This window comes from Pseudomonas sp. F8002 (assembly GCF_013385495.1).
GTDB lineage: Bacteria > Pseudomonadota > Gammaproteobacteria > Pseudomonadales > Pseudomonadaceae > Aquipseudomonas.
Map to the genome: position 1 here is coordinate 35,504 of NZ_JACAPW010000041.1, position 22,850 is coordinate 58,353.

The 22,850-nt window shown below is 60.9% G+C and carries 25 protein-coding genes; 11 read left to right on the forward strand and 14 right to left on the reverse strand.

Translation table 11 applies throughout. From position 1 onward, the window contains the following. Positions 1-4 precede the first annotated feature (4 nt). The 3 genes from HX811_RS27050 to HX811_RS27060 all read right to left on the reverse strand — a co-directional run bounded on the left by HX811_RS27050 (position 5) and on the right by HX811_RS27060 (position 1,751). Complete coding sequence (locus HX811_RS27050) at positions 5-640, reverse strand: thiol:disulfide interchange protein DsbA/DsbL (protein ID WP_177048208.1); 636 nt, start codon at positions 638-640, stop codon at positions 5-7. Between the two features lie 169 nt (positions 641-809). Beyond that, positions 810-1,415, reverse strand: a complete 606-nt coding sequence (locus HX811_RS27055; RefSeq protein ID WP_102604423.1) for a cytochrome c4 — start codon at positions 1,413-1,415, stop codon at positions 810-812. A 33-nt stretch (positions 1,416-1,448) separates the two neighbouring features. Further along, positions 1,449-1,751, reverse strand: coding sequence for a cytochrome c5 family protein (locus HX811_RS27060; RefSeq protein WP_177048210.1), 303 nt, complete (start codon positions 1,749-1,751; stop codon positions 1,449-1,451). A gap of 192 nt (positions 1,752-1,943) precedes the next feature. Here HX811_RS27060 and yihA point away from each other — a divergent pair, with 192 nt between their 5' ends. Beyond that, positions 1,944-2,585, forward strand: coding sequence for a ribosome biogenesis GTP-binding protein YihA/YsxC (gene yihA / locus HX811_RS27065; RefSeq protein WP_003214811.1), 642 nt, complete (start codon positions 1,944-1,946; stop codon positions 2,583-2,585). Between the two features lie 266 nt (positions 2,586-2,851). Here yihA and polA read toward each other — a convergent pair whose 3' ends face one another. Then, the gene (polA, locus tag HX811_RS27070) at positions 2,852-5,644 is read right to left on the reverse strand and encodes a DNA polymerase I (protein WP_177048212.1); all 2,793 of its coding nucleotides are present in this window, start codon (positions 5,642-5,644) and stop codon (positions 2,852-2,854) included. Positions 5,645-5,718: 74 nt separating this feature from the next. Here polA and HX811_RS27075 point away from each other — a divergent pair, with 74 nt between their 5' ends. Further along, a complete protein-coding gene (locus HX811_RS27075; RefSeq protein WP_003214814.1) occupies positions 5,719-6,009 on the forward strand; it encodes a DUF2782 domain-containing protein in 291 nt (96 codons plus the stop codon). 56 nt (positions 6,010-6,065) lie between these two features. Then, on the forward strand, positions 6,066-7,019 hold the full coding sequence (locus HX811_RS27080) for a homoserine kinase (RefSeq protein ID WP_102367835.1): 954 nt from the start codon (positions 6,066-6,068) through the stop codon (positions 7,017-7,019). 134 nt (positions 7,020-7,153) lie between these two features. Here HX811_RS27080 and HX811_RS27085 read toward each other — a convergent pair whose 3' ends face one another. After that, on the reverse strand, positions 7,154-8,083 hold the full coding sequence (locus HX811_RS27085; protein WP_008439631.1) for a zinc ABC transporter substrate-binding protein: 930 nt from the start codon (positions 8,081-8,083) through the stop codon (positions 7,154-7,156). 58 nt (positions 8,084-8,141) lie between these two features. On the opposite strand from HX811_RS27085, the gene HX811_RS27090 reads away from it, so the two are divergent. From HX811_RS27090 to HX811_RS27105, 4 genes are read left to right on the forward strand one after another with little or no spacing between them, the layout of a single operon-like run. After that, positions 8,142-8,624, forward strand: coding sequence for a Fur family transcriptional regulator (locus HX811_RS27090; RefSeq protein ID WP_003214819.1), 483 nt, complete (start codon positions 8,142-8,144; stop codon positions 8,622-8,624). Then, positions 8,624-9,409, forward strand: a complete 786-nt coding sequence (znuC, locus tag HX811_RS27095) for a zinc ABC transporter ATP-binding protein ZnuC (RefSeq protein WP_003214821.1) — start codon at positions 8,624-8,626, stop codon at positions 9,407-9,409. The genes HX811_RS27090 and znuC overlap by 1 nt, the downstream gene beginning before the upstream one ends. Then, the gene (gene znuB / locus HX811_RS27100; RefSeq protein WP_003214823.1) at positions 9,402-10,190 is read left to right on the forward strand and encodes a zinc ABC transporter permease subunit ZnuB; all 789 of its coding nucleotides are present in this window, start codon (positions 9,402-9,404) and stop codon (positions 10,188-10,190) included. The genes znuC and znuB overlap by 8 nt, the downstream gene beginning before the upstream one ends. A 37-nt stretch (positions 10,191-10,227) precedes the next feature. Then, positions 10,228-10,947: a PA5502 family lipoprotein gene (locus HX811_RS27105; RefSeq protein ID WP_177048214.1), complete on the forward strand. Its 720-nt coding sequence runs from the start codon at positions 10,228-10,230 to the stop codon at positions 10,945-10,947. Between the two features lie 100 nt (positions 10,948-11,047). On the opposite strand, the gene katE is transcribed toward HX811_RS27105, so the two are convergent. Beyond that, positions 11,048-13,189 carry a catalase HPII gene (gene katE / locus HX811_RS27110; protein WP_177048216.1) on the reverse strand — a complete coding sequence of 714 codons (2,142 nt, stop codon included), beginning with the start codon at positions 13,187-13,189 and terminating at the stop codon, positions 11,048-11,050. Between the two features lie 268 nt (positions 13,190-13,457). Here katE and HX811_RS27115 point away from each other — a divergent pair, with 268 nt between their 5' ends. From HX811_RS27115 to HX811_RS27125, 3 genes are read left to right on the forward strand one after another with little or no spacing between them, the layout of a single operon-like run. After that, positions 13,458-14,465, forward strand: coding sequence for a methionine ABC transporter ATP-binding protein (locus HX811_RS27115; RefSeq protein ID WP_003214829.1), 1,008 nt, complete (start codon positions 13,458-13,460; stop codon positions 14,463-14,465). Then, positions 14,465-15,139, forward strand: coding sequence for a methionine ABC transporter permease (locus HX811_RS27120; protein ID WP_003214831.1), 675 nt, complete (start codon positions 14,465-14,467; stop codon positions 15,137-15,139). Before HX811_RS27115 ends, HX811_RS27120 begins: the two co-directional genes overlap by 1 nt. A 51-nt stretch (positions 15,140-15,190) precedes the next feature. Next, the gene (locus tag HX811_RS27125; RefSeq protein ID WP_177020357.1) at positions 15,191-15,964 is read left to right on the forward strand and encodes a MetQ/NlpA family ABC transporter substrate-binding protein; all 774 of its coding nucleotides are present in this window, start codon (positions 15,191-15,193) and stop codon (positions 15,962-15,964) included. A 138-nt stretch (positions 15,965-16,102) separates the two neighbouring features. Here HX811_RS27125 and HX811_RS27130 read toward each other — a convergent pair whose 3' ends face one another. From HX811_RS27130 to HX811_RS27155, 6 genes are all read right to left on the reverse strand, one after another. After that, positions 16,103-16,564 carry a Bro-N domain-containing protein gene (locus tag HX811_RS27130; protein ID WP_177020356.1) on the reverse strand — a complete coding sequence of 154 codons (462 nt, stop codon included), beginning with the start codon at positions 16,562-16,564 and terminating at the stop codon, positions 16,103-16,105. Between the two features lie 461 nt (positions 16,565-17,025). Beyond that, positions 17,026-17,661 carry an SCO family protein gene (locus HX811_RS27135; RefSeq protein WP_177048218.1) on the reverse strand — a complete coding sequence of 212 codons (636 nt, stop codon included), beginning with the start codon at positions 17,659-17,661 and terminating at the stop codon, positions 17,026-17,028. After that, entirely contained in the window at positions 17,658-18,557 is a 900-nt protein-coding gene (gene cyoE, locus HX811_RS27140; protein WP_003214839.1) for a heme o synthase, read from the reverse strand. Before cyoE ends, HX811_RS27135 begins: the two co-directional genes overlap by 4 nt. Continuing rightward, positions 18,545-19,624: a heme A synthase gene (locus HX811_RS27145; RefSeq protein ID WP_087694554.1), complete on the reverse strand. Its 1,080-nt coding sequence runs from the start codon at positions 19,622-19,624 to the stop codon at positions 18,545-18,547. The genes cyoE and HX811_RS27145 overlap by 13 nt, the downstream gene beginning before the upstream one ends. A gap of 10 nt (positions 19,625-19,634) precedes the next feature. Continuing rightward, positions 19,635-20,234 (reverse strand): hypothetical protein, encoded by a 600-nt coding sequence (locus tag HX811_RS27150; RefSeq protein WP_023659276.1) that lies wholly within the window; start codon positions 20,232-20,234, stop codon positions 19,635-19,637. Continuing rightward, positions 20,200-20,943 carry an SURF1 family protein gene (locus HX811_RS27155; RefSeq protein ID WP_177022435.1) on the reverse strand — a complete coding sequence of 248 codons (744 nt, stop codon included), beginning with the start codon at positions 20,941-20,943 and terminating at the stop codon, positions 20,200-20,202. The genes HX811_RS27150 and HX811_RS27155 overlap by 35 nt, the downstream gene beginning before the upstream one ends. An 84-nt stretch (positions 20,944-21,027) precedes the next feature. Between HX811_RS27155 and HX811_RS27160 the strand changes: the two genes are divergently transcribed. Then, a complete protein-coding gene (locus tag HX811_RS27160; RefSeq protein ID WP_003214847.1) occupies positions 21,028-21,231 on the forward strand; it encodes a twin transmembrane helix small protein in 204 nt (67 codons plus the stop codon). Positions 21,232-21,237: 6 nt separating this feature from the next. Here the strand turns inward: HX811_RS27160 and HX811_RS27165 are convergent, their stop codons facing one another. Together HX811_RS27165 and HX811_RS27170 are read right to left on the reverse strand one after the other, a co-directional pair. Continuing rightward, a complete protein-coding gene (locus HX811_RS27165) occupies positions 21,238-22,125 on the reverse strand; it encodes a cytochrome c oxidase subunit 3 (protein WP_102367830.1) in 888 nt (295 codons plus the stop codon). A 35-nt stretch (positions 22,126-22,160) separates the two neighbouring features. Continuing rightward, a complete protein-coding gene (locus HX811_RS27170) occupies positions 22,161-22,712 on the reverse strand; it encodes a cytochrome c oxidase assembly protein (RefSeq protein WP_008439615.1) in 552 nt (183 codons plus the stop codon). Positions 22,713-22,850: the final 138 nt, after the last annotated feature.

Below are 22,850 nucleotides of genomic sequence, written 5' to 3' on the forward strand. Positions count from 1 at the left end.
CCCCTTACTTGGCTGCGCGCTCTTTGGCGATCAACTGGTCGGCCACGTTCAGCGCTTGCTCTTCGCCGCCAGCACTGCCGATGTCAAAGCGGTATTTGCCGTTGACGATCAGGGTCGGTACGCCTTGCACGCCGTATTTCTGGGCAAGTGCCTTGTATTGGGCCATCTTGCCCTTCACAGCGAACGAGTTGAACGTCTCGGTGAACTTGGCTTTGTCGACACCTTGGGTGGCGACGAAATCGGCCATGTCTTCAGGCTTGACCAGGCGCTTGCCTTCTTTCTGGATGGCGTTGAACACGGCGGCGTGAACCTTGTGCTCTACACCCATGGTGTCCAGGGTGATGAAGAGTTGGCCGTGGGCATCCCATGGGCCACCGAACAGGGCCGGAATACGTACGAAATTTACATCCGCAGGCAGTTTTTCGATCCACGGATTAATGACCGGCTCAAAAGCGTAGCAATGCGGGCAACCGTACCAGAACAGCTCCACCACTTCGATCTTGCCTGGCACCGCAACCGGAACAGGCGTCTCCAGCTGCACATAGGTTTTACCGGCTTCAAGCGGCACGTCGGCTGCTTGTGCGGTCATGCCGAAAAGGCTGGCAGTGACGAGAGCGGCGCTGAGGATCAGATTACGCATGCTTTACTCCTGGACAAATAAAGTCGCCTCACGCGACCTTTGTTGTGACAGGTCTACGCGGGCATGAGTTCGTTAGTGTAACGGCACCGGCCACAAAAAAGGGCAGCCTGGGCCACCCTTTTTATGCTTGCATCGACGGATTAATCGAGCGTTAACGTAGCCGGGACACTTAGTGCAGGCCCTGGATGTATTGGGACACGGCTTCGATGTCCTTGTTGCTGAGTTTCGCGGCGATGCTCTGCATGATCTTGGTATCGCCGTCGTTGGTGCGATTGCCTTCGCGGAAGTCCGTCAGCTGTTTGCCGATGTACTGGGCATGCTGGCCGCTCAAGTGCGGGAAGCCCGCAGCAGCAAGGCCTGCGCCGTTAGGCGAGTGGCAACCGATGCAGGAAGGCATGCCTTTTTCCAGGTTGCCGCCGCGGAACAATTCTTCACCGCGAGTCACCAGTTTCGCATCAGCAGCTCCCACACTGCCTTTCTGGCTGGCAAAATACGCCGCGATATCCGCCAGGTCCTGATCGCTGAGGTTGGTCAACAAGCCGGTCATTTCCAGGACCGTACGCTTGCCATCCTTGATGTCGTGCATCTGCTTGGTCAGGTAACGCTCACCCTGGCCGGCCAGTTTTGGAAAGTTAGGCGCCGGGCTATTACCGTCCGGTCCATGGCAAGCACCACATACGGCGGCTTTCGCCTGGCCAGCAGTGGCGTCGCCTGCGGCATGGGCAACACCGGTGATGCCCAGGGTCAACAGCAGACTCACGATCAGTTTGTTCATCAGCTAATCCAACTACGGCTAAGGGTTAAAGAGTTATGGACCGGGTTCACTCACCATCAACTGAATGACGGCATGGTAATCCTCGGTACTGCAGTCCATGCACAAACCACGCGGCGGCATCGCCTTGAAACCCTGGGTCACGTGTTGCACCAGCGTGTCCATACCTTGAGCCAATCTTGGCTTCCAGGCTGCCTGGTCACCCCGTTTCGGGGCGTTGGGCAGCTGTCCGGCATGGCAGGCCCCGCAAAAGCGGTTGTACACAGCCTCCGGTTCCTGTGTAGCCTGCGCACTGTAAAGTGGCATCAAGAAACCGAAGGCCAGCAGCCACTTGGTCATACATCGACCTTTTCAGGGTTTGAGAGCGTTTTGCGTTCTAATGCGCAATAAAGGTCTATCGCTCCCGTGAACTTCATCCTTCGCTGGGACAAAGCACACACAAAATCTGCGGCATTATATACTGGCGCTACTGAAACGGAAACGACACCGCTTGCCGCACCTATTCCCGGCACCGCCCACATCGGAAAACTCATGCAACTCAAGAATCCCATCCTCGGCCTGTGCCAACAGTCCACCTTCATGCTCAGCGCCGCCAAAGTCGACCAATGCCCCGATGATGAAGGCTTCGAAGTCGCATTCGCCGGCCGCTCCAACGCCGGCAAGTCCAGCGCGCTGAACACCCTGACCCACGCCAGCCTGGCCCGCACCTCGAAAACCCCGGGGCGCACACAGCTCCTCAACTTCTTCAAGCTAGACGATGATCGGCGTCTGGTCGACCTGCCGGGCTACGGTTATGCAAAAGTACCTATCCCGCTGAAGCTGCACTGGCAGCGTCACCTCGAAGCGTATCTGGGTGGCCGGGAGAGTTTGAAGGGTTTGATTCTGATGATGGACATCCGTCATCCAATGACCGACTTCGACCTGTTGATGCTCGATTGGGCCGTCGCCAGCGGCATGCCGATGCACGTCTTGCTGACCAAGGCCGACAAATTGACCTATGGCGCAGCGAAAAACACCCTGCTCAAAGTGCAGGCAGAAATCCGTAAGGGTTGGGGTGATGCGGTGACTATCCAGTTGTTCTCGGCGCCAAAACGCATGGGCCTGGAAGACGCCTACACTGTGCTGGCAGGCTGGATGGAACTGGCTGACAAGGGTTCGGAAGCCGCCGAGTAAAAACTCGGGGCAAAAAAAACCCCGGACTTCGTATGGGGAGGGGAAGTTCGGGGTCCAAGTTCCGGACCGCTAGGGCGGGGTCCAGATATCTGCCAACACTTAACACAACATAGGAGCATTGAAGGGCTTCACCACCCATTCAGTAACTCTGAGTAGCAATTCACGGGTTAAGTTCCGGCACGTTCAAAAAACTATTGGAAATAACCCGCCGCGTTTTCCGATCTAAAGCGCTGCCGCGGCATGATGCCGCGGCCCAGGCCCCAGGTTTAGTGCGCTTCGTCCCAGTTGTCGCCCACGCCGACGTCTACCACCAGCGGCACATCCAGCTTTGCCGCCTCGCTCATGTGTTCACGAATCCTCGCGCTGACTTCAGCCACCAGGTCCTCACGTACCTCCAGCACCAATTCATCGTGCACTTGAAGGATGACCTTGGCGTCCAGGCCCGAGTCCGTCAGCCAGTTGTCGACCTTGACCATGGCCTTCTTGATGATATCGGCCGCAGTGCCCTGCATCGGCGCGTTGATTGCCGTACGCTCGGCGCCAGCACGCTCCTGAGGCTTGTTGGAATTGATCTCCGGCAGGTACAGGCGGCGCCCGAACAGGGTTTCCACATAACCCTGATCAGCCGCCTGGGCACGGGTGCGCTCCATGTACTCGCGCACCCCCGGGTAACGGGCGAAGTACACATCGATATAAGCCTTGGCGGTCTTGGTGTCGACGCCGATGTCCTTGCCCAGCTTCTGGGCGCCCATGCCGTAGATCAGGCCAAAGTTGATCGCCTTGGCACTGCGACGCTGATTGGACGTGACCTCGGTCAACTCAACCTTGAACACTTCGGCCGCCGTGGCGGTGTGCACGTCCAGGTCGTCGCGGAACGCATTCAGCAAGCCTTCGTCCTTGGACAAATGCGCCATGATGCGCAGCTCGATCTGCGAGTAGTCCGCCGCCAGCAGCTTGTAGCCCTTGGGCGCGACAAATGCCTGGCGGATACGCCGGCCTTCAGCGGTACGCACCGGAATGTTCTGCAGGTTTGGATCGCTGGAGGACAGGCGCCCGGTTGCTGCTACGGCCTGGTGATAGGAAGTGTGCACGCGACCGGTGCGCGGGTTGATCTGCTCCGGCAAACGGTCGGTGTAGGTGCTTTTCAGCTTGCTCATGCTGCGGTACTGCATCAGCACTTTCGGCAGTGGGTAGTCGTCTTCAGCCAATTTGGCCAAGACTTCCTCGGCCGTCGAGGCCTGGCCCTTGCCGGTCTTCTTCAACACCGGCAGCCCGAGTTTCTCGTAGAGAATCGCACCCAACTGCTTGGGCGAGCCCAGGTTGAATTCCTCGCCGGCGATTTCATACGCCTGGCGCTCGAGGTCGACCATCTTGTTGCCCAGCTCGATGCTCTGGATGCCCAGCAAGGCGGCATCCACCAGGGCGCCCTGGCGCTCAATGCGCGCCAGCACGGGCACCAGCGGCATCTCGATGTCGGACAATACGCTGGCCAGGGTAGGAATAGCGGCAAGCTGCTTGTGCAGTTCCTGGTGCAAACGCAGGGTCACATCCGCGTCTTCCGCCGCGTAAGGGCCAGCTTGCTCCAGGGCAATCTGGTCAAAGGTCAGCTGCTTGGCGCCTTTGCCGGCGATATCCTGGAAGCTGACGGTGTCGTGGTCCAGGTACTTCTTCGCCAGGCTGTCCATGTCGTGGCGCGTCGCCACGGAGTTCAGCACATAGGATTCAAGCATGGTGTCGAAGGCAATGCCGCGTACGGTGATGCCGTGTGCCGGGTCACCACCGATGGCGCAGTTGGCCAGGATATTCATGTCGAACTTGGCGTGCTGGCCGACCTTGAGTTTTTCCGGGTCTTCGAGCAACGGCTTCAGGGCCAGCAGCACGGTATCCCGATCCAGCTGTTCCGGCGCACCGATGTAGGAGTGGGTCAGCGGAATGTAGGCCGCTTCATGGGCCTGCACGGCAAACGACACACCCACCAGTTGCGCTTTCTGGGCGTCGATCCCGGTGGTCTCGGTATCAAAGGCGAACAGCTTGGCGTCGTTGAGCTTCTTCAGCCAGACATCGAACTGGGCCTGGGTGAGGATGGTTTCGTACACCGGCTCCACAGAAACCGGCGCGACCACATCAACCGCTTCCTCGGCGACCGCAGCCGAAGGAGCAGCGCTCAACTCGACGCGCTTGGCATCGCGTTGAATCTCGTCAATCCAGCTCTTGAACTCCAGCAGCGTGTACAGCTCCAGCAGCTTCTCGCGATCCGGCTCGATCAGGTGCAAATCATCCAGGCCCACATCCAGCGGCACGTCGATCTTGATCGTTGCCAGCTCGTAGGACAGGAACGCACTCGCCTTATGCTCTTCCAGTTTGGCGACCAGGGTCTTGGCACCACGAATCGGCAAGGTCGGCACGATATCGAGCTGCTCGTAGAGCTCTTTCAAACCGCCATTTACACCAACCAACAGGCCGGAAGCCGTCTTCGGACCAATGCCCGGAACGCCCGGGATGTTGTCGGACGAATCGCCCATCAACGCCAGGTAATCGATGATCTGCTCGGGAGCGACACCGAATTTCTCCTTCACGCCCTCAACGTCCATGGCGCTTCCGGTCATGGTGTTGACCAAGGTAATGTGCCCGTCGACCAGCTGCGCCATGTCCTTGTCGCCGGTGGAAATCACCACCGGACGGTCGGCGGCCGCGCTGCTGCGGGCCAGGGTGCCGATCACGTCGTCCGCTTCGACGCCTTCGACGCACAGCAGCGGGAAGCCCAGGGCGATCACGCTCTGGTGCAGCGGCTCGATCTGCACGCGCATGTCATCGGGCATGCTCGCGCGGTTGGCCTTGTATTCAGCGTACAGCTCATCGCGAAATGTCCCGCCCTTGGCGTCGAACACCACCGCGAACGGACTGTTCGGGTATTGCCTGCGCAGGCTTTTGAGCATGTTCAACACGCCCTTGACCGCGCCGGTAGGCAGGCCTTTGGAAGTGGTGAGCGGCGGCAGCGCGTGAAAGGCGCGGTACAGGTAAGAAGAACCGTCCACCAGGACGAGGGGGGCTTGGCTCATGAGCAGGATCAACCTTTTCGGCGGGTCAGGCGCTAGAATAGCCGGACCAATGACGACAAAGGGACAAGGTTATCATGCGTACAGTAAATCGCCTGTTGTTGACCGGCTTGATTGCACTCACTCCGATGGTGGCCATGGCGGCAGATACTGCCCCTTCGGGCGACCCGGAAGTCACCATTCGCACGGAAGGCGACAAGACCATTCAGGAATACCGCCAGAATGGTTTCCTGTACGCGATCAAGGTGACTCAGAAAGGCTTTCCGCCTTACTTCCTGGTGCGCGCGGACGGAACCGATGCGAACTTCATCCGCTCTGACCAGCCGGATATGCTGATCCCGTCATGGAAGATCTTCGAATGGAAATGATTTCTTAACTTTAATCGGCGCTGCTCCCCGCAGCGCCCGTAACGGCAGTTTTAACCATGTCTGTGTTCACCCCCCTGGCTCGGCCCGAGCTGGAAACCTTTCTTGCCCCTTACGGGCTCGGCCGCCTGCTTGATTTCCAGGGGATTGCCGCTGGTAGTGAAAACACCAATTTCTTCATCAGCCTGGAACAGGGCGAATTCGTCCTGACCCTGGTCGAGCGCGGCCCCGTGCAGGAAATGCCGTTCTTCATCGAACTGCTGGACGTGCTCCACGACGCTGATTTGCCAGTGCCTTACGCCCTGCGTACCACCGACGGCGTGGCCTTGCGCGAGTTGGCGGGCAAACCGGCGCTGTTGCAACCGCGCCTGGCGGGCAAGCACATCAAGGACGCCAACGCCCAGCATTGCGTGCAAGTGGGCGAATTGCTCGGCCACCTGCACCTCGCCACCCAAGGCGAAAAGGTACTGGAACGCAAGACCGATCGCGGGCTGGACTGGATGCTCAGCGAAGGCGCGCAACTGATCTCGCACCTCGACGCGGAACAACGCGGCCTGTTGCAAGCGGCGCTGGATGAGATCGAGGCGCACAAGGCGCAGATCCTCGCGCTGCCCCGGGCAAACATCCACGCCGACCTGTTTCGCGACAACGCGATGTTCGAAGGCACGCACCTGACCGGGCTGATCGACTTCTACAACGCCTGCTCGGGGCCGATGCTGTACGACGTGGCGATCGCCCTGAACGACTGGTGCTCGGACGCCGACGGCGTGATCGACGGCCAACGGGCGCGGGCGTTGCTGGGGGCTTATGCGGGCTTGCGGCCGTTCACCGCCAAGGAAGCAGAGCTTTGGCCGACCATGCTGCGTGTGGCCTGTGTGCGGTTCTGGCTGTCACGCCTGATTGCGGCGGAATCGTTCGCCGGGCAGGACGTGCTGATTCACGACCCGCGCGAGTTTCAGGTGCGCCTGGCGCAACGCCAGCAGGTCAAGACCCCGCTGCCGTTCGCGTTGTAAGCAATCACCCGGTCGCGCGCGGTCAGTGTGGGAGCTGGCTTGCCTGCGATAGCGGCGGGCCAGCTGACTCAGATGTAGCTGACACACCGCTATCGCAGGCAAGCCAGCTCCCACATTTTGTTTTGCGCAATGGCTTACAACGACTCCAGGCACCCAGCCAGGTCATTCCCCAGCTTCTCCAGCACCTGCTCATACCCCTGGGCGGAGGCCGGCGTATAGCCGCCCAACGCATCCAGCTCCGCCAGCTTCACCGGCAAACCCGCCACCAGCGTTTCCGCAAGGCGCGGGCGCAACGGCGGCTCGCTGAACACACAAGTCTTGCCCACTTCCTGCAAACGCGTACGCATCGCTGCCACATGCTGGGCGCCCGGCTGCACTTCTGCGGCCACACTGAACACCCCGGTGTGCTTGAGGCCGTAGGCATCTTCGAAGTAATCGAAGGCTTCATGGAACACGAAGTACGGCTTGCCGGCGACGTCCGCCATACGTGCCTTCAAGCGCGCGTCCAGTGCATCCATACGGCCATCAAAGGCCTTCACGTTGCTCTGGTAACGCTCGGCATTCGCCGGGTCGGCAGCGCTGAGATCCGCCGCCATGCGGTTCGCAATCACCCGGGCGTTGACCGTCGACAGCCACAAATGCGCATCCAGGCTGCCCGGGCGATGGTCATGATCATGTTCGTCGGCATCTTCAGCATGGGAGTGGCTATCTTCGGCGAACCGACGCAGTTTCATTCCCGGAAGGTCCTGCACCGCCACCGTCGGCAAGCTGCGGCCTTTCAAGACACGCGGCAGAAAGCTTTCCATGTCCGGGCCGATCCAATACAGCAGGTCCACCGACTGCACGCGCCGTACGTCGGAAGGGCGCAACGCATAGTTATGCGGCGAAGCGCCCGGCGGCAGCAATACCTCGGGAATCGCCACGCCATCCTGCACAGCAGCAGCAATCAGTTGTAACGGTTTGATACTGGTCAGCACCCGAACCTCCGCCTGAGCGGCACCGGCAAGCAGCAAACTGGTGACAAATACGACAAAAACGGGAAAAAGTCTGGACACGATGACCACTCAAGGAGGCAGGAACAGGTAACATAATAACGTCTCTCACAAATATCTGTCGCCGCTCATGCCTAAAACACCGCTTGCCAGCCGTCCCCATGACCACTCTCACTGCGTGCACAGCGCGCTGTCAGAGGCCGACGCCTTGTGCGCGCGCCAAGGCCTGCGCCTGACCGCCCTGCGTCGCCGGGTGCTGGAGCTGGTGTGGCAAAGCCACAAGCCGCTGGGTGCCTACGACATCCTCGGCGTGCTCAGCGAGCAGGACGGCCGCCGCGCCGCGCCGCCCACGGTGTACCGCGCGCTGGACTTCCTGCTGGACAACGGCCTGGTGCACCGCATCTCATCGCTCAACGCCTTTGTCGGCTGCAACCACCCGGAACACGCGCACCAGGGCCAGTTCCTGATTTGCCGCGAGTGCCACGCCGCCATCGAACTTGAGCAAAAAAGCATCAGCGACAGCATCATCAAGAGCGCCGGCGACGTCGGCTTCAAGGTCGAAGGGCAAACCGTCGAAGTCGTCGGTGTGTGCTCGGGCTGCCAGGGGGCTTGATGAGCACTGCGTTAATCCGCCTGGAGCAGGTCGGGGTCACGTTCGCCGGGCAAAACGTGCTGGATAACATCGCGCTGAGCGTCGAGCCAGGTCAGATCGTCACGCTGATCGGCCCCAACGGTGCCGGCAAGACCACCCTGGTGCGCGCCGTACTCGGCCTGCTCAAGCCCGACAGCGGCAGCGTGTGGCGCAAGCCGAAGCTGCGGGTCGGCTACATGCCGCAGAAGCTGCATGTGGACCCGACCTTGCCCCTGTCAGTGCTGCGCTTCCTGCGCCTGGTGCCCGGTGTCGACCGTGCCCGCGCACAGTCCGCCCTCAAGGAAGTGGGCGCCGAACAGGTGATCGACAGCCCGGTGCAAAGCATCTCCGGCGGCGAAATGCAGCGCGTGCTGCTGGCCCGCGCCCTGCTGCGCGAGCCGGAATTGCTGGTACTGGATGAACCCGTACAGGGCGTCGACGTCGCCGGCCAGGCCGAGCTGTACAGCCTGATCACCCGCCTGCGGGACCGCCATGGTTGCGGCGTGCTGATGGTCTCCCACGACCTGCACCTGGTGATGAGCACCACCGACCAGGTGGTGTGCCTCAATCGCCACGTGTGCTGCTCCGGCCACCCGGAACAGGTCAGCGGTGACCCGGCTTTCGTCGAGCTGTTCGGCAAGAACGCCCAGAGCCTGGCGATCTACCACCACCATCACGACCACGCCCATGACCTGCATGGCGCCGTAGTCGATGACTCCACCGCATCCCACACCCACGTTCATGGAGATAGCTGCAAGCATGGCTGATTTTCTGCTCTACGCCCTGCTGGCAGGCTTGGCTCTGGCGCTGGTGGCGGGCCCACTGGGCTCGTTCGTGGTCTGGCGGCGCATGGCCTATTTTGGCGACACCCTGTCCCACGCTGCGCTGCTGGGCGTGGCCATGGGATTTCTGCTGGATGTGAGCCCGACCATTGCCGTCACCGTCGGCTGCCTGCTGTTGGCTGTGCTGCTGGTGACCCTGCAACAGCGTCAGCCGCTGGCCTCCGATACCCTGCTGGGCATCCTGGCCCCAAGCACCTTGTCCCTGGGCCTGGTGGTGCTGAGCTTCATGCATGAAGTGCGTATCGACCTGATGGCCTACCTGTTCGGCGACCTGCTGGCTATCAGCCCCACCGACCTGGCGTGGATTCTAGGCGGCAGCGCGGCAGTGCTGGTGCTGCTGGTGACGCTGTGGCGCCCGCTGCTGGCGATCACCGTTCACGAAGAACTGGCCACCGTCGAAGGCTTGCCCGTGGCGGCGCTGCGCATGACCCTGATGCTGCTGATCGCCGTGGTGATCGCTGTCGCGATGAAGATTGTCGGCGTATTGTTGATCACATCGCTGCTGATCATCCCGGCTGCTGCGGCCCAGCGTCACGCCCGCTCGCCGGAGCAAATGGCGCTCGGCGCCAGCCTTCTGGGGATGCTCGCGGTGTGTGGTGGCCTGGCGCTGTCCTGGTTCAAGGACACCCCGGCCGGGCCGTCGATTGTGGTCACGGCGGCCGCCCTGTTTCTGCTGAGTTTTGTCCTGCCCCGTCGTGGGGTGTAGACTTGCTCGCTTTTTGCGCAATTAGAGAGTCGCAGGAATGAAGCTGTTCAACTCCCGTTATCTGCTCCTTGCCGCATTTTCCTTGCTGCTGGGCGCCTGCCAAAGCACCCCGCCCGCCGCCCCCCAGGCGCCGGACGCGCGCGCTGCGGCCATCGCACAGCTGGAGCAAAACCTCGCCAGCAGTGAACTGGCCACCGCCGAAGACGAGCTGGCCGCCTTGCAGGCCCAGTCGCCCAACGACCCGGCGCTGGAGCCTTATCAGCGCCAACTGGCCGAAGCCTATTTGCAGCGCAGCCAGATCGTTCTGCAAAAGGGTGATGTCAACGCTGCCGCGACGGCCCTGAGCCGCGCACGGGCATTGATGCCCAAGGCTCCGGCGCTGACCGGTGGCGTCAACAGTGCGATCGCCCATGCCCGTAAAGTCGAGCTGGACAAAGCCGAGGCCGCCCTGAAAGCCGCCGAAGCCAAGCCGCCGGCCAAGGTCATCGACCCGGCAGCGCCAAGCACTACGGTTGCGCTGAACCTCACCGATATCGAGGCACTGCGCCATCAACTGGATGAGATCGCCACCGATGTGGTGAATTACCAGTGCGATGTGAGCATCCAGGCACCGCGCACCGAAGATTACCCATGGCTGGCCACGTTGCTGACCAAACGGGTGAAGCGCATCGATTCGGGGTATGACCTGAAGATTCACCGGCAGATCCTGAAGAAGGTTCCGGCGCAGGTCGTGCTGATTCCGCGTAAGACTGAATAAAGCATCGCAGGCAAGCCAGCTCCCACACTTGAATGTATTCACAATTCAAAATGTGGGAGCTGGCTTGCCTGCGATAGCGGTCTAACAAACAACCAATAGCTTAAGCCGGAACAGCTTTAGCCTTCGGCTCCCGATCCCAGACCCGATGCTGGGCAATCGCCGCAAAAAACGCTTTCAACGCCTTCGCATCGCCGCCCACAATCAAGCCCGCATCCGCCTCAAGCTTCAGCACATCCAGCAACTGCTTCGCCTCACCGGCCAGGGCAATTGCTTTCAAGTGCTTGTAGGCCTCCAGCAGGTAATGCAACGCCACACCATCAGCGCTCAACGCCTGAACCGACTTGGCGCCACCCGGCACAAACACCGCATCGAACGCCACCGAAGGCAAGCCTTCCATGGAAGCATCCACCGGCAGGCTCTTGCCATCCGCCGTCGTTACCGGCGCCGAGGTAGGCCCCAGCAACTTCGCATGCGCACCTGCAGCCTCAAGCGCCTTCTTCAAGGCATCAATCGCCGCACCATCAACACCGTTCGCCGCCAGAATCGCCACCTTGCGGGTCTTGATATCACCCGACAGCAAATTGGCCTGGCTCAACGCTGGCGAGCGTTCCGGAGACGTCTTGCGCTCTGGCACCGTACCTTTAGTCGGTGCTGGCAAGCCCAGGTTCTGCGCCACACGCTTGGCCAGTTCCAAGTCGATGTTGGCGAGGATCTCGTTCACCTGGCGAGCGCGAATAAATTCACGCTCCACCTTGCCCAGTTCAAAGCTGTAGGCGGCGATGATGTGCTCCTGCTCGTGCTTGCTCATGCTGCGGAAAAAAAGGCGCGCCTGGGAGAAGTGATCACCGAACGACTCGCTGCGCTCACGGATCTTGTGGGCATCAATGCGCTCCGGATACGTCTCAAAACCACCGTCCTGCGCCGCAGGCGGAGTTTCTTTCGGCCAGCCGCCATCAATCGAGTTCGGCTCGTAGGACGCGCGGCCCTTGTCGATGGTGGTGCGGTGCATGGCATCGCGCTGGCCGTTATGGAACGGCGCTACCGGACGGTTGATCGGCAACTCGTGAAAGTTCGGCCCGCCCAGTCGGCTGATCTGCGTATCGGTGTAGGAAAACAGACGGCCTTGCAGCAGCGGGTCATTGGAGAAGTCGATGCCCGGCACGATATGCCCCGGGCAGAACGCCACTTGCTCGGTCTCGGCAAAGTAGTTGTCCGGGTTGCGGTTGAGCACCATTTTGCCCAACGGCGTGATCGGCACCAGCTCTTCGGGGATCAGCTTGGTCGGGTCGAGAATATCGAAGTCGAACTTATGCTCGTCCTCTTCGGCGATGATCTGCACGCCCAATTCCCACTCCGGGTAATCGCCACTTTCAATGGATTCCCACAGGTCACGACGGTGGAAGTCCGTGTCTTTGCCCGCCAGCTTCTGCGCCTCGTCCCACACCAGGGAGCAGGTGCCGACGGTAGGCCGCCAGTGGAATTTGACGAAGTTGGATTTGCCCTCGGCATTCACCAGGCGGAAGGTGTGCACGCCAAACCCCTGCATGGTTCGCAGGCTTTTCGGAATGGCCCGGTCAGACATGGCCCAGATCACCATGTGCGCCGACTCCGGCTGCAGCGAGACAAAATCCCAGAACGTATCGTGGGCTGAGCCGCCGGTAGGAATCTCGTTGTGGGGCTCAGGTTTTACCGCATGCACGAAGTCAGGAAACTTGATCGCGTCCTGAATGAAAAACACCGGCATGTTGTTGCCCACCAGGTCGAAGTTGCCTTCGTCGGTGAAGAACTTCACGGCAAACCCACGCACGTCACGCACGGTATCGCCGGAACCGCGAGGCCCCTGAACCGTGGAGAAGCGCGCAAATACCGGGGTTTTATGCTCCGGGTTACGCAGGAACCCGGCCTTGGTCAGCACCGAATGGTTTTCATAGGTCTGGAAATAGCCGTGGGCACCGGTGCCCCGGGCGTGGACGATGCGTTCCGGGATCCGCTCATGGTCAAAGTGCGTGATTTTTTCACGCATGATGAAGTCTTCCAGCAGCGATGGGCCACGGGAGCCGACCTTCAAGCTGTTCTGGTTATCGGAAACCTTCACGCCCTGGTTGGTGCGCAGCGCCTGGCCCGTCGCGTCGGAGCGGAATGTTTCCAGGCTTTGCAGCTTGGCGTTGGTGTTGCCACGGTCCAGAGTGTCGGTGCCCGCAAGTTCGCTCTTGGGCGGGGTAACTGGCTTCTTAGTACTCATCAGACAAAAACTCCTCGTTTGCGTAGGCCAGAGCGATCCCCGGCTCTTCTTGAGCAAAACCCCAGGCACGGCACCTGGGAGTTTCGAGTTGCTTATGTAGTGACTGACACGGTTTTGTACCGTTCCTTTTTTATGACCTTTGATCGCGTTATTGCCAAATCGCTGGTCGGATGAGAAATAAATGCTAAGAAACGCTATACGGACAGGCTAAAATGCGCGCCCGGCTAACCGCTGATCCCTTTTTAATGCGCCCCACAAGGTTCGCTACGTGATCGAGTTTCATAACGTCCATAAAACCTACCGGGTCGCCGGTAAGGATATCCCCGCACTGCATCCCACCAACCTGCGCGTCGAAAATGGCCAGGTGTTTGGTCTGATCGGCCATTCCGGTGCGGGAAAAAGTACTTTGCTGCGTCTGATCAACCGCCTGGAGCAACCCAGCGGTGGCCAGATCAAGGTCGATGACGAAGAAGTCACCGCCCTCGACGCCAACGGCCTGCGCCGTTTCCGGCAACAGGTCGGGATGATCTTCCAGCACTTCAACCTGCTGGCATCCAAGACCGTTGCCGACAACGTGGCGCTGCCGCTGACCCTCGCGGGCGAACTTTCCCGCAAGGAAATCGACCTGCGCGTGGCCGAATTGCTGGCCCGGGTCGGCCTGTCCGACCACGCCAAGAAGTACCCGGCGCAGTTGTCGGGCGGCCAGAAGCAGCGCGTCGGCATTGCCCGCGCCCTGGCCACCAAGCCGAAAATCCTGCTATGCGACGAAGCCACCAGCGCCCTCGACCCGCAGACCACGGCCTCGGTCCTGCAACTGCTGGCCGAGATCAACCGCGAGCTGAAGTTGACCATCGTGCTGATCACTCATGAAATGGACGTGATCCGCCGCGTGTGCGACCACGTGGCCGTGATGGACGCCGGCGTGATCGTCGAGCAAGGCACCGTCGCCGACGTATTCCTGCACCCCAAGCACCCGACCACCAAGCGCTTCGTGCAGGAATCCGAGCAAGTCGACGAAGGCGAACAGCGTGATGACTTCGCCCATGTACCGGGGCGCATCGTGCGCCTGACGTTCCAGGGCGAAGCGACCTACGCGCCGCTGCTGGGTACCGTCGCCCGCGACACGGGTGTGGACTACAGCATCCTCGCCGGTCGTATCGACCGCATCAAAGACATTCCCTACGGGCAACTGACCCTCGCCGTCACCGGCGGTGACATGGAGGCCGCCTTCGCCGCCTTCACCGCGGCAGACGTCCATATGGAGGTGCTGCGCTAATGGAAATCCTCTTGAGCTTTTTCTCGAACATCGACTGGTCGGAAATCCTGCTCGCCACCGGCGACACCATGACCATGCTGTTCGGCTCGCTGCTGTTCACCGTATTGCTGGGCTTGCCGTTGGGCGTGCTGCTGTTCCTGTGCAGCCCGCGTCAGCTGTTCGAACAAAAGAATGTTTATGCGCTGTTGTCGCTGGTGGTGAACATCCTGCGTTCGCTGCCGTTCATTATCCTGTTGATCGTAATGATCCCGTTCACGGTGCTGATCACCGGCACCTCGCTGGGTGTTGCCGGTGCAATTCCGCCACTGGTGGTGGGTGCCACGCCGTTCTTTGCGCGCCTGGTGGAAACCGCGCTGCGTGAAGTGGACCGCGGGATTATCGAAGCGACCCAGGCCATGGGCGCGACCACTCGCCAGATCATTACCAACGCGTTGCTGCCCGAAGCCCGCCCCGGCATCTTCGCGGCAATTACGGTGACGGCGATTACACTGGTTTCCTACACGGCCATGGCCGGCGTAGTGGGTGCCGGTGGCCTGGGTGACTTGGCGATCCGCTTCGGTTATCAGCGCTTCCAGACCGACGTGATGGTGGTCACCGTGGTGCTGCTGTTGATCCTGGTACAAATTCTGCAAACCGTCGGCGACAAGCTGGTGGTGCACTTTTCTCGAAAATAACGGCTATTGCCGGCGTTAAGCCGGCCAATTCCCGAACAAGGAGCTTGTTGAATGAAAAAACTACTGGTTGCTTTCGCCGCCGTTGCCGCGTTCTCCGCCCACGCCGCCGAAACCCTCACCGTGGCCGCGTCCCCGGTGCCGCACGCTGAAATCCTCGAATTCGTGAAGCCGGCTCTGGCCAAGGAAGGCGTGGACCTGCAGGTCAAAGTCTTCACCGACTACGTTCAGCCAAACGTACAGGTGGCCGAAAAGCGCCTGGACGCCAACTTCTTCCAGCACCAGCCGTACCTGGATGAATTCAACAAAGCCAAGGGCACTCACCTGGTGAGCGTTGGCGCTGTGCACCTGGAGCCCCTGGGCGCCTACTCCAGCAAGTACAAGAAGCTGGAAGACCTGCCAAGCGGCGCCAACGTCGTGATCCCGAACGACGCCACCAACGGCGGCCGCGCGCTGTTGCTGCTGGCCAAGCACAACCTGATCACCCTGAAGGACCCGACCAACATCCTGTCGACCATCAAGGACATCACCGGCAACCCGAAAGACCTGAAATTCCGCGAACTGGAAGCCGCCACCCTGCCGCGCGTGCTGACCCAGGTCGACCTGGCGCTGATCAACACCAACTACGCCCTGGAAGCCAAGCTGGACCCGTCCAAGGACGCACTGGTGATTGAAGGCAACGACTCGCCTTACGTGAACATCCTGGTGACCCGCGAAGACAACAAGGATTCGGATGCGGTGAAGAAGCTGGTTGCAGCCCTGCACACCCCGGAAGTGAAAGCGTTCATTCTTGAGAAGTACAAAGGCGCGATCCTGCCGGCGTTCTGATCCAAAGCTGAAACCCGATCTCCCAAACACTGGAGATTAAATGTGGGAGCTGGCTTGCCTGCGATGGCATCGCTGCGGTGTATCAGTAACACCGCGCCGCCTGTATCGCAGGCAAGCCAGCTCCCACACTTTTAAGCGCTACACGCCCGGCAACACCTTGGGCATATCTCGCAGCCGGATCCACGGCTCATTGCGCCACTGCAACACACTCAAACTTGCCGTCGACCAGGCCAACCAACTCAGGGCCGGGCTTTCGCTTGCCTGCTGTTTACCATGCAGGGCGGGCACCACTTCATGGGTCAGCCATTGGCGCAGGGCGCGGTTTTCAGGGCAGTAGTGATAGATCAACATCGCGTACACCCCGGACTCGCTGAGCATCAACGTCGGTGCAGCGTGACCGTGGGTAATCGCGGTTAATGTTTGTTGTTGGTCAGGATCGAGCTTGCGCAGCAGAGCTTCGTTGAGATGCAGACCCATCAGATGGCCAATGTCGCGGGCGCTGAACCAGGCTTGGGCGTCGATGAGGATGGCGTGCAGTTGCTGGTGATGGCGGGTGAAGACTTCGGGGGTGAAGGGCGGGTCAGGGGTAAGTGTTGTCATGGTCTGGCTCCTAACGTATTAAGGGACCGCCAAGCACTACTTCCACGTAATGGGTGGCGGCTGTACGCAGGTGTGGAAGACCGGGACGTTAGGCACCCGGCGCGCTCGAAAGCGCCCCGCGCACAACCACCATAAAACACAGACGATAAAAAGCGCCTGACTCTAGGTGGCGCTTTGTGCGCCTAACGATATAAGGGCTTCCACACCCTGTCACTGAATTTGCAGCGACAGGGCAAAGACTAGTCAGTCGACGCATGCCAAACAAGTTCGCGCCGACCGCTACACGTTGCGGGAAAAGTCCGACGACACACCGTTCAGGCACCGTGCACATAACCCTGTGGGAGCGGGCTTGCTCGCGAAGGCGGTGGTTCAGTCGATACATCTGTTGACTGACACACCGCCTTCGCGAGCAAGCCCGCTCCCACATTTGATTTGTGTCGCTCAGAAAATGGTCGGCAAGCTTATTTACGCTGCAACAACCCCGGGAACTGCGCCACCAGCTTCTGGTTGTTCAACGGCGCCCGGATAAACCCGCGTTGCGTTCCATCCGGACCGATCAGCGCAAGGTTGCCGCTGTGGTCGACGGTGTAGTTGGGCTTGCTGGTGTCTGCCGGAATAAACGGAATGCTCACCGCATTCGAAACCTTCTGCACATCGTCCACATTCGCACCGGTCAGGCCCTCGAACTGTGGATCGAAGTAGCCCAGGTACTGCTTGAGCTGCGCCGGTGTATCGCGGTTCGGGTCAACGCTGACCAAGATCACCTGCAACTTGTCCACAACGTCTTTGGGCAGCTCGCTCTTGATCTGCCGCAGCTGGGCGAGGGTGGTCGGGCAGATGTCCGGGCAGAAGGTGTAGCCGAAGAACAACACGCTCCACTTGCCCTTCAGCTCGTTGACCACCACCGGATGGCCGTCCTGGTTGGTCATGGTCACGGGCGGCAACTGGCGGCTTTGCGGCAGCAGGATGATGCCCGCATCGATCAAGGCCGTCGGGTCGCCCTGGCCTTTGCCACTCAGGACTTTGTTGACGGTCAGGCCCATGATCAACGCGACAATGGCCACCAGAATGAAGACAGTTTTTTGAGTTCGAGTCATAGGTTCAACAATAGGTAATGGTCTACGAGCAGGGCGATAAACAGCATGAACAGGTACCCGATAGAGTACTTGAAGGTGTTGATCGCCGCGTGCGGCCGACTGCCACGGTACAGCACCCAGGCCCATTGCAGAAAGCGCCCGCCCAGAACCAGTGCGCACACCAGGTACAGCATGCCGCTCATGTGGATGACATAGGGCATCAGGCTGACCGCCAGCAAGGCGAAGGTGTAGAGCAGGATATGCACCTTGGTGTAGTGCTCGCCGTGGGTCACGGGCAGCATCGGGATGTCGGCCTTGGCGTATTCCTCCTTGCGGTGAATCGCCAGGGCCCAGAAGTGCGGCGGGGTCCAGGCGAAGATGATCAGCACCAGCAACAGAGGCTCGGCGCTGACGTGGCCGGTGACGGCGACCCAGCCCAGCAACGGCGGCGCGGCGCCGGCGAGGCCGCCGATAACGATGTTCTGCGGCGTCGCACGCTTGAGAAAGCCGGTATAGATCACCGCATAACCCAACAGCGAGGCCAGGGTCAGCCAGGCGGCCAGCGGATTGGTAAACGCCAGCAACAGCGCCAGCCCGGCCACCGCCAGCACCATCGCAAAAACAAGCGCCGCCACAGGCGATACGCGCCCTTCCGCCAGCGGGCGCTTATGGGTACGCGCCATCAGCGCATCGATGCGCCGGTCCACCACATGGTTGACCGCCGCCGCGCCGCCGGCACACAGCGCGATCCCCAGGTTGCCGAAAATCAGCACCGGCCACGGCACCCCGGCGCGGGTGGCGAGGAACATGCCCACCAGCGAGGTGATGAGCATCAGCACCACCACTTTTGGCTTGGTCAGCTCCAGATAGTCACGCCAGATCGCCTGGCTGTGACGCTCGCTGATCAAGGTCGCCATGGCATCTCTCCTTTAATGGTTATGAGGCCCGACACGTGTTTACGCGGGCTGAAGCGCCAGCCGAACGGCAACTGATGTCGCACCCGAACCAGGCTGGTGCGGGCGTGGTAATTGACCAGCACCAGCGTCAGCAGCAACGCCGCGCCGCCGGCGTTATGCGCGACCGCAACCGGCAGCGGCAGGTGGAAGTACACGTTGCTCAGGCCCAGGCAGAGTTGCGCCGCCAGGGCGATCAGCAACAGGCCCGCCAGGCGGGTCATGCCGACCACCTTGAGCTGCCAGGCCAGGCCCAGCAACACGACAGTGACCAGCAGCGCGCCAATCCGGTGGGTGAGGTGAATCGCCGTGCGCGCATCACTGTCCAGTTGCCCGCCGAGGTAATTGGGGCCGATATGCTGGGTCAGGTGAAAGCCATTGGCGAAATCCGCCGCCGGCCACCATTGCCCGTGACAGGTCGGCAGGTCGATACACGCCACGGCTGCGTAGTTGGAGCTGACCCATCCACCCAGCGCGATCTGGCCGATCACCAGCACCAGCCCGGCCGTCGCCCAATACTGCAAACGCCTGGGCACGATCAGCGCCGGCAATACGCCGGACAATCGCAGCGTCAGTAAGAACAGCAGGCTCAACGTCGCAAACCCGCCCAATAAATGCCCGGTGACCACTTGCGGCCAGAGCTTCAGCGTCACCGTCCACATGCCAAACGCCGCCTGGGCGAACACCACCGCCAACAGGAACAACGGCAGCTTCAACGGCTGGCCCGGATGATGCCGATGGGTCCAGGCGCGCGCCGCCAGCAGCACGATCAACAGCCCGAGGGTGCCGGCGAAGTAACGGTGGGTCATCTCGTTCCAGCCCTTGTCCGCCTCGACCGGCGTGTCCGGGTAATGCAGTTCGGCATGGGCCAGCTGGGCTTCGCTTTTTGGCACGCTGATAAAGCCATAACAACCCGGCCAATCCGGGCAACCGAGACCCGCGTGGGTGAGGCGGGTATAGGCGCCCAGCAGCACCACGATCAGGGCCAGCAGGGTGGCAAACAGCGCGAGGCGAAATCCAGGTTTGGCCATGACGGTGTCCTTATCCGATGTTCGACAGTTTCAGCAGCAGGCGCAGGTCGTTGAGCAGGTCCTTGCCCTTGACCCGGGCGTCGTAGCGCAGCACCAGGTTGCCGTGGGGGTCGACGATCCACAGCTGGGCATCGCCGCTGCCTTGGGCGGCGGCGTCTTTGTTGAAGGTCGACAGGTCCAGGGAATAGCGTTGCAGTTGCGGGTATTCGGCCTTGAGTTTGGCGTCATACGCGGTGCTGACCGGCTGCGCACTGGCCAGGGCGTGGCTGGCGCGGGAGGCATCACGGCCCAGGCCGATCTGGAGTTGGCGTGCGAGGTACACCAGTTGCTGGCAGTCGGCGGCGCAGGCGGTGGGCGCGGTGACCAGCAGTTGCCAGCGGTCTTCGTCAGCCTGCACGCCAATGTCGGCACGGGTCTGGCCATTGCCGATCATCTCGCCGTGGTAACTGCGGCTGTCCGGCACCCAGAACTGCAGCTTGTACATGAAGGTGGCGAGCACCATCGGGCCGACCACCATCAGCAGGATCAGGATCAGTTGCCAGCGGCCCTTGCGCCGATTGGGCGCTGCCGGCGTGTCAGACATGTTGAGTGGATTCATGGCCGCTCCCATGGCGCTTCTCCTTTTTTGTGTTGTGCCATCCGAGGTAGAGGTAAAGGCCGAACAGCGCCACCGCCATGGCGAACCACTGCACGGCATAGCCCAGGTGTTTTTCCGGGCCCATGGCGACCACGGGCCAGCTGGTTTCGTAGGTGGCCGGGCCCGCTTCAGCCCGCACTTCATGGGCGAATCCGCTGCGACCCAACTCGGCCCACAACGCCTCGGGATGCAGCGCGGTCAGCAATCGTGGCCACTGTGCGCCCGCCGGATCGGCATGCAACTGGAAGGTCTCGCCAGGCGCCACATAGACCCAGGCATCGAGATTCAGCAGTTGTTCGGGAGTGGTGAAAACCGGTGGTGCGCGCCGGTCCGGCCAAGGCAGCCAGCCACGATTGAGCAACAGCCACTCGCCGCTGGCCTGATCATGGAAAGGTTGCAGTAGCTCCACACCGACCTTGCCGTCGCGAAAGCGGTTATCCAGCAACACGCTGTGCTCGGCATCGAACTGCCCGCGCAAATGCACACGACGGAACGCCGGATCTTCGGTGGCCTGCAGTTGCGTGCTGCTCATGGGCTCGGCAGCGCGGCGCTCGGCGTAAGTGTCCAGCAGCGCCTGTTTTTCGTGACCGCGAGACAGCTGCCAAAAGCCGAGAAATACCAGTAACGGCAGCAGCACGAGTACCACCAGCGTCGGCGCAATACCGGGGCGAAAGGGTTTCATGGCATTGCCGCAGAGGTCGGTGCTGCGCTGGCTATACTGAATCTCATTGCTCGCCCCCTCCAAAAAAGAGCCCCGGAGCCCACCATGCTCAAAGCAGCCATTGCCCTGATGCTGATTGCTACCGTCGTGAGCCTGTTCAGTGGCTTGTTCTTCCTGGTCAAGGACGAGGGCAACTCCAACCGCCTCGTCACTGCCTTGACCGTGCGTGTGGCGCTGGCCGTGATCACCCTGGGGTTGATCACCTGGGGTTTCTTCAGCGGCCAGCTGGTATCTCATGCGCCCTGGTGAAACACCTCAAAGCACGTAAACGAAGAAAAACAGCCCGATCCACACCACGTCCACAAAGTGCCAATACCAACTGGCCGCCTCGAACCCGAACTGGTGTTCGTTGTTGAAATGCCCTTTCAGGATGCGCATCAGCATCACAAACAAAATGATCGTGCCGATGGTCACGTGGGCACCGTGGAAGCCGGTGAGCATGAAGAAGGTCGCGCCGTACACGCCGGAACCCAGGGTCAGGCCCAACTCCTTATAGGCATGGATGTATTCCTCGGCCTGGAACCCGAGAAACGCCCAACCCAGCAACACGGTGATCGCCAGCCAGATCTTCAGTGCGCCGCGATGGCCTTTGCGCAAGGCATGGTGGGCGATAGTGATGGTCACGCTGGAGCTGACCAGCAAGATCGTGTTGATCAGCGGCAAGCCCCACGGGCTGATGGTGCCCTTGGGCGCCGGAAACATTTTCGGGTCAGGATTGTTCAGCAGCGGCCAGGCAAATTCGAAGTTCGGCCACAGCATGTGCGCGATGCCCTTGTGGCCTTCGCCCGCCAACCACGGCGCCGACATGTGCCGCACATAAAACAGCGCACCGAAAAAAGCGATGAAGAACATCACCTCGGAAAAGATGAACCAGGTCATGCCCCAGCGAAAGGAGCGGTCCATCTGTGAACTGTACAAACCGGCGCGGCTTTCCTTGATCACCGCGCCGAACCAGCCAAACATCATGTAGGCCAGCAGCAAGCCACCGACGAAAAAGATCAGCGGGCCGTGGGATTCCGGGCGTGCGGCCTTCAAATCGTTAAACCAGGTAGCCAGCCCGACCACCGTAATCAGCATGCCCAGCGTGGCAATTATTGGCCATTTGCTCTGTGCTGGTACGTAGTACGTATCATGAGTCGACATGTATTCGTTCTCCTAATCGAGCCCGCAAGCAACGCCTAGCCGCCGGTATGGACAGCCACGGGCGGTTGGCGCGCGGTGATATCGAACAGCGTGTACGCCAGGGTCAAATGCTTCACATCCTTGGGCATGTCGCGGTCGACAATGAAGCGCACCGGCATCTCTATGCGCTGACCTGGCTGTAGCACTTGCTGGGTGAAGCAAAAACACTCGGTCTTGTGGAAGTACATCGCCGCCTCGGCCGGCGAAATGCTCGGCACCGCCTGGGCGGTCATCGGCTTGTCGGTGGGGTTGTAGGCCACGAACAGCATCTCGGTGACTGCGCCGGGATTGACCACCACCTCGTCGGCCTTGGAGTGGAATTCCCAGACCATATCGATGGCATTGGTGGACAGGAACTGCACCCGCACCTGCCGCGTCGGGTCCACCACCTGCTCGCCTTCGTACTGCCCGGCGGTCTTGCCATTGATGCCGAACGCCTTGCACATCACGTCGTAGATCGGGACCAGGGCAAAGCCGAAGGCGAACATCGCCACCACCAGGATCAGCAGGCGCGTGACCAGGCGCTTGATAGGCACGGACTCAAGCATGGCGGCCACCTGCGAATGAATGTTCTGCGAATGGCCTTTCTGTGGGAGCTGGGTTGCCTGCGATGCTGGCAACTCGGTCGTTCAGGTACACCGAAGTGATGCCATCCCAGGCAAGCCAGCTCCCACAGGATAGGGAGG

What these genes read in the sequence shown, in the direction of transcription:
- polA (WP_177048212.1), bottom strand. Translation starts at nt 5,644, where the DNA reads ATGAGCCAAGCCCCCCTCGTCCTGGTGGACGGTTCTTCTTACCTGTAC.
- HX811_RS27150 (WP_023659276.1), bottom strand. Translation starts at nt 20,234, where the DNA reads ATGGGAGCGGCCATGAATCCACTCAACATGTCTGACACGCCGGCAGCG.
- HX811_RS27120 (WP_003214831.1), top strand. Translation starts at nt 14,465, where the DNA reads ATGGAAATCCTCTTGAGCTTTTTCTCGAACATCGACTGGTCGGAAATC.
- HX811_RS27160 (WP_003214847.1), top strand. Translation starts at nt 21,028, where the DNA reads ATGCTCAAAGCAGCCATTGCCCTGATGCTGATTGCTACCGTCGTGAGC.
- HX811_RS27105 (WP_177048214.1), top strand. Translation starts at nt 10,228, where the DNA reads ATGAAGCTGTTCAACTCCCGTTATCTGCTCCTTGCCGCATTTTCCTTG.
- HX811_RS27055 (WP_102604423.1), bottom strand. Translation starts at nt 1,415, where the DNA reads ATGAACAAACTGATCGTGAGTCTGCTGTTGACCCTGGGCATCACCGGT.
- HX811_RS27090 (WP_003214819.1), top strand. Translation starts at nt 8,142, where the DNA reads ATGCCTAAAACACCGCTTGCCAGCCGTCCCCATGACCACTCTCACTGC.
- HX811_RS27125 (WP_177020357.1), top strand. Translation starts at nt 15,191, where the DNA reads ATGAAAAAACTACTGGTTGCTTTCGCCGCCGTTGCCGCGTTCTCCGCC.
- HX811_RS27075 (WP_003214814.1), top strand. Translation starts at nt 5,719, where the DNA reads ATGCGTACAGTAAATCGCCTGTTGTTGACCGGCTTGATTGCACTCACT.
- HX811_RS27165 (WP_102367830.1), bottom strand. Translation starts at nt 22,125, where the DNA reads ATGTCGACTCATGATACGTACTACGTACCAGCACAGAGCAAATGGCCA.
- cyoE (WP_003214839.1), bottom strand. Translation starts at nt 18,557, where the DNA reads ATGGCGACCTTGATCAGCGAGCGTCACAGCCAGGCGATCTGGCGTGAC.
- znuB (WP_003214823.1), top strand. Translation starts at nt 9,402, where the DNA reads ATGGCTGATTTTCTGCTCTACGCCCTGCTGGCAGGCTTGGCTCTGGCG.
- yihA (WP_003214811.1), top strand. Translation starts at nt 1,944, where the DNA reads ATGCAACTCAAGAATCCCATCCTCGGCCTGTGCCAACAGTCCACCTTC.
- HX811_RS27080 (WP_102367835.1), top strand. Translation starts at nt 6,066, where the DNA reads ATGTCTGTGTTCACCCCCCTGGCTCGGCCCGAGCTGGAAACCTTTCTT.
- HX811_RS27060 (WP_177048210.1), bottom strand. Translation starts at nt 1,751, where the DNA reads ATGACCAAGTGGCTGCTGGCCTTCGGTTTCTTGATGCCACTTTACAGT.
- HX811_RS27130 (WP_177020356.1), bottom strand. Translation starts at nt 16,564, where the DNA reads ATGACAACACTTACCCCTGACCCGCCCTTCACCCCCGAAGTCTTCACC.
- HX811_RS27170 (WP_008439615.1), bottom strand. Translation starts at nt 22,712, where the DNA reads ATGCTTGAGTCCGTGCCTATCAAGCGCCTGGTCACGCGCCTGCTGATC.
- HX811_RS27145 (WP_087694554.1), bottom strand. Translation starts at nt 19,624, where the DNA reads ATGGCCAAACCTGGATTTCGCCTCGCGCTGTTTGCCACCCTGCTGGCC.
- znuC (WP_003214821.1), top strand. Translation starts at nt 8,624, where the DNA reads ATGAGCACTGCGTTAATCCGCCTGGAGCAGGTCGGGGTCACGTTCGCC.
- HX811_RS27155 (WP_177022435.1), bottom strand. Translation starts at nt 20,943, where the DNA reads ATGAAACCCTTTCGCCCCGGTATTGCGCCGACGCTGGTGGTACTCGTG.
- HX811_RS27135 (WP_177048218.1), bottom strand. Translation starts at nt 17,661, where the DNA reads ATGACTCGAACTCAAAAAACTGTCTTCATTCTGGTGGCCATTGTCGCG.
- HX811_RS27050 (WP_177048208.1), bottom strand. Translation starts at nt 640, where the DNA reads ATGCGTAATCTGATCCTCAGCGCCGCTCTCGTCACTGCCAGCCTTTTC.
- katE (WP_177048216.1), bottom strand. Translation starts at nt 13,189, where the DNA reads ATGAGTACTAAGAAGCCAGTTACCCCGCCCAAGAGCGAACTTGCGGGC.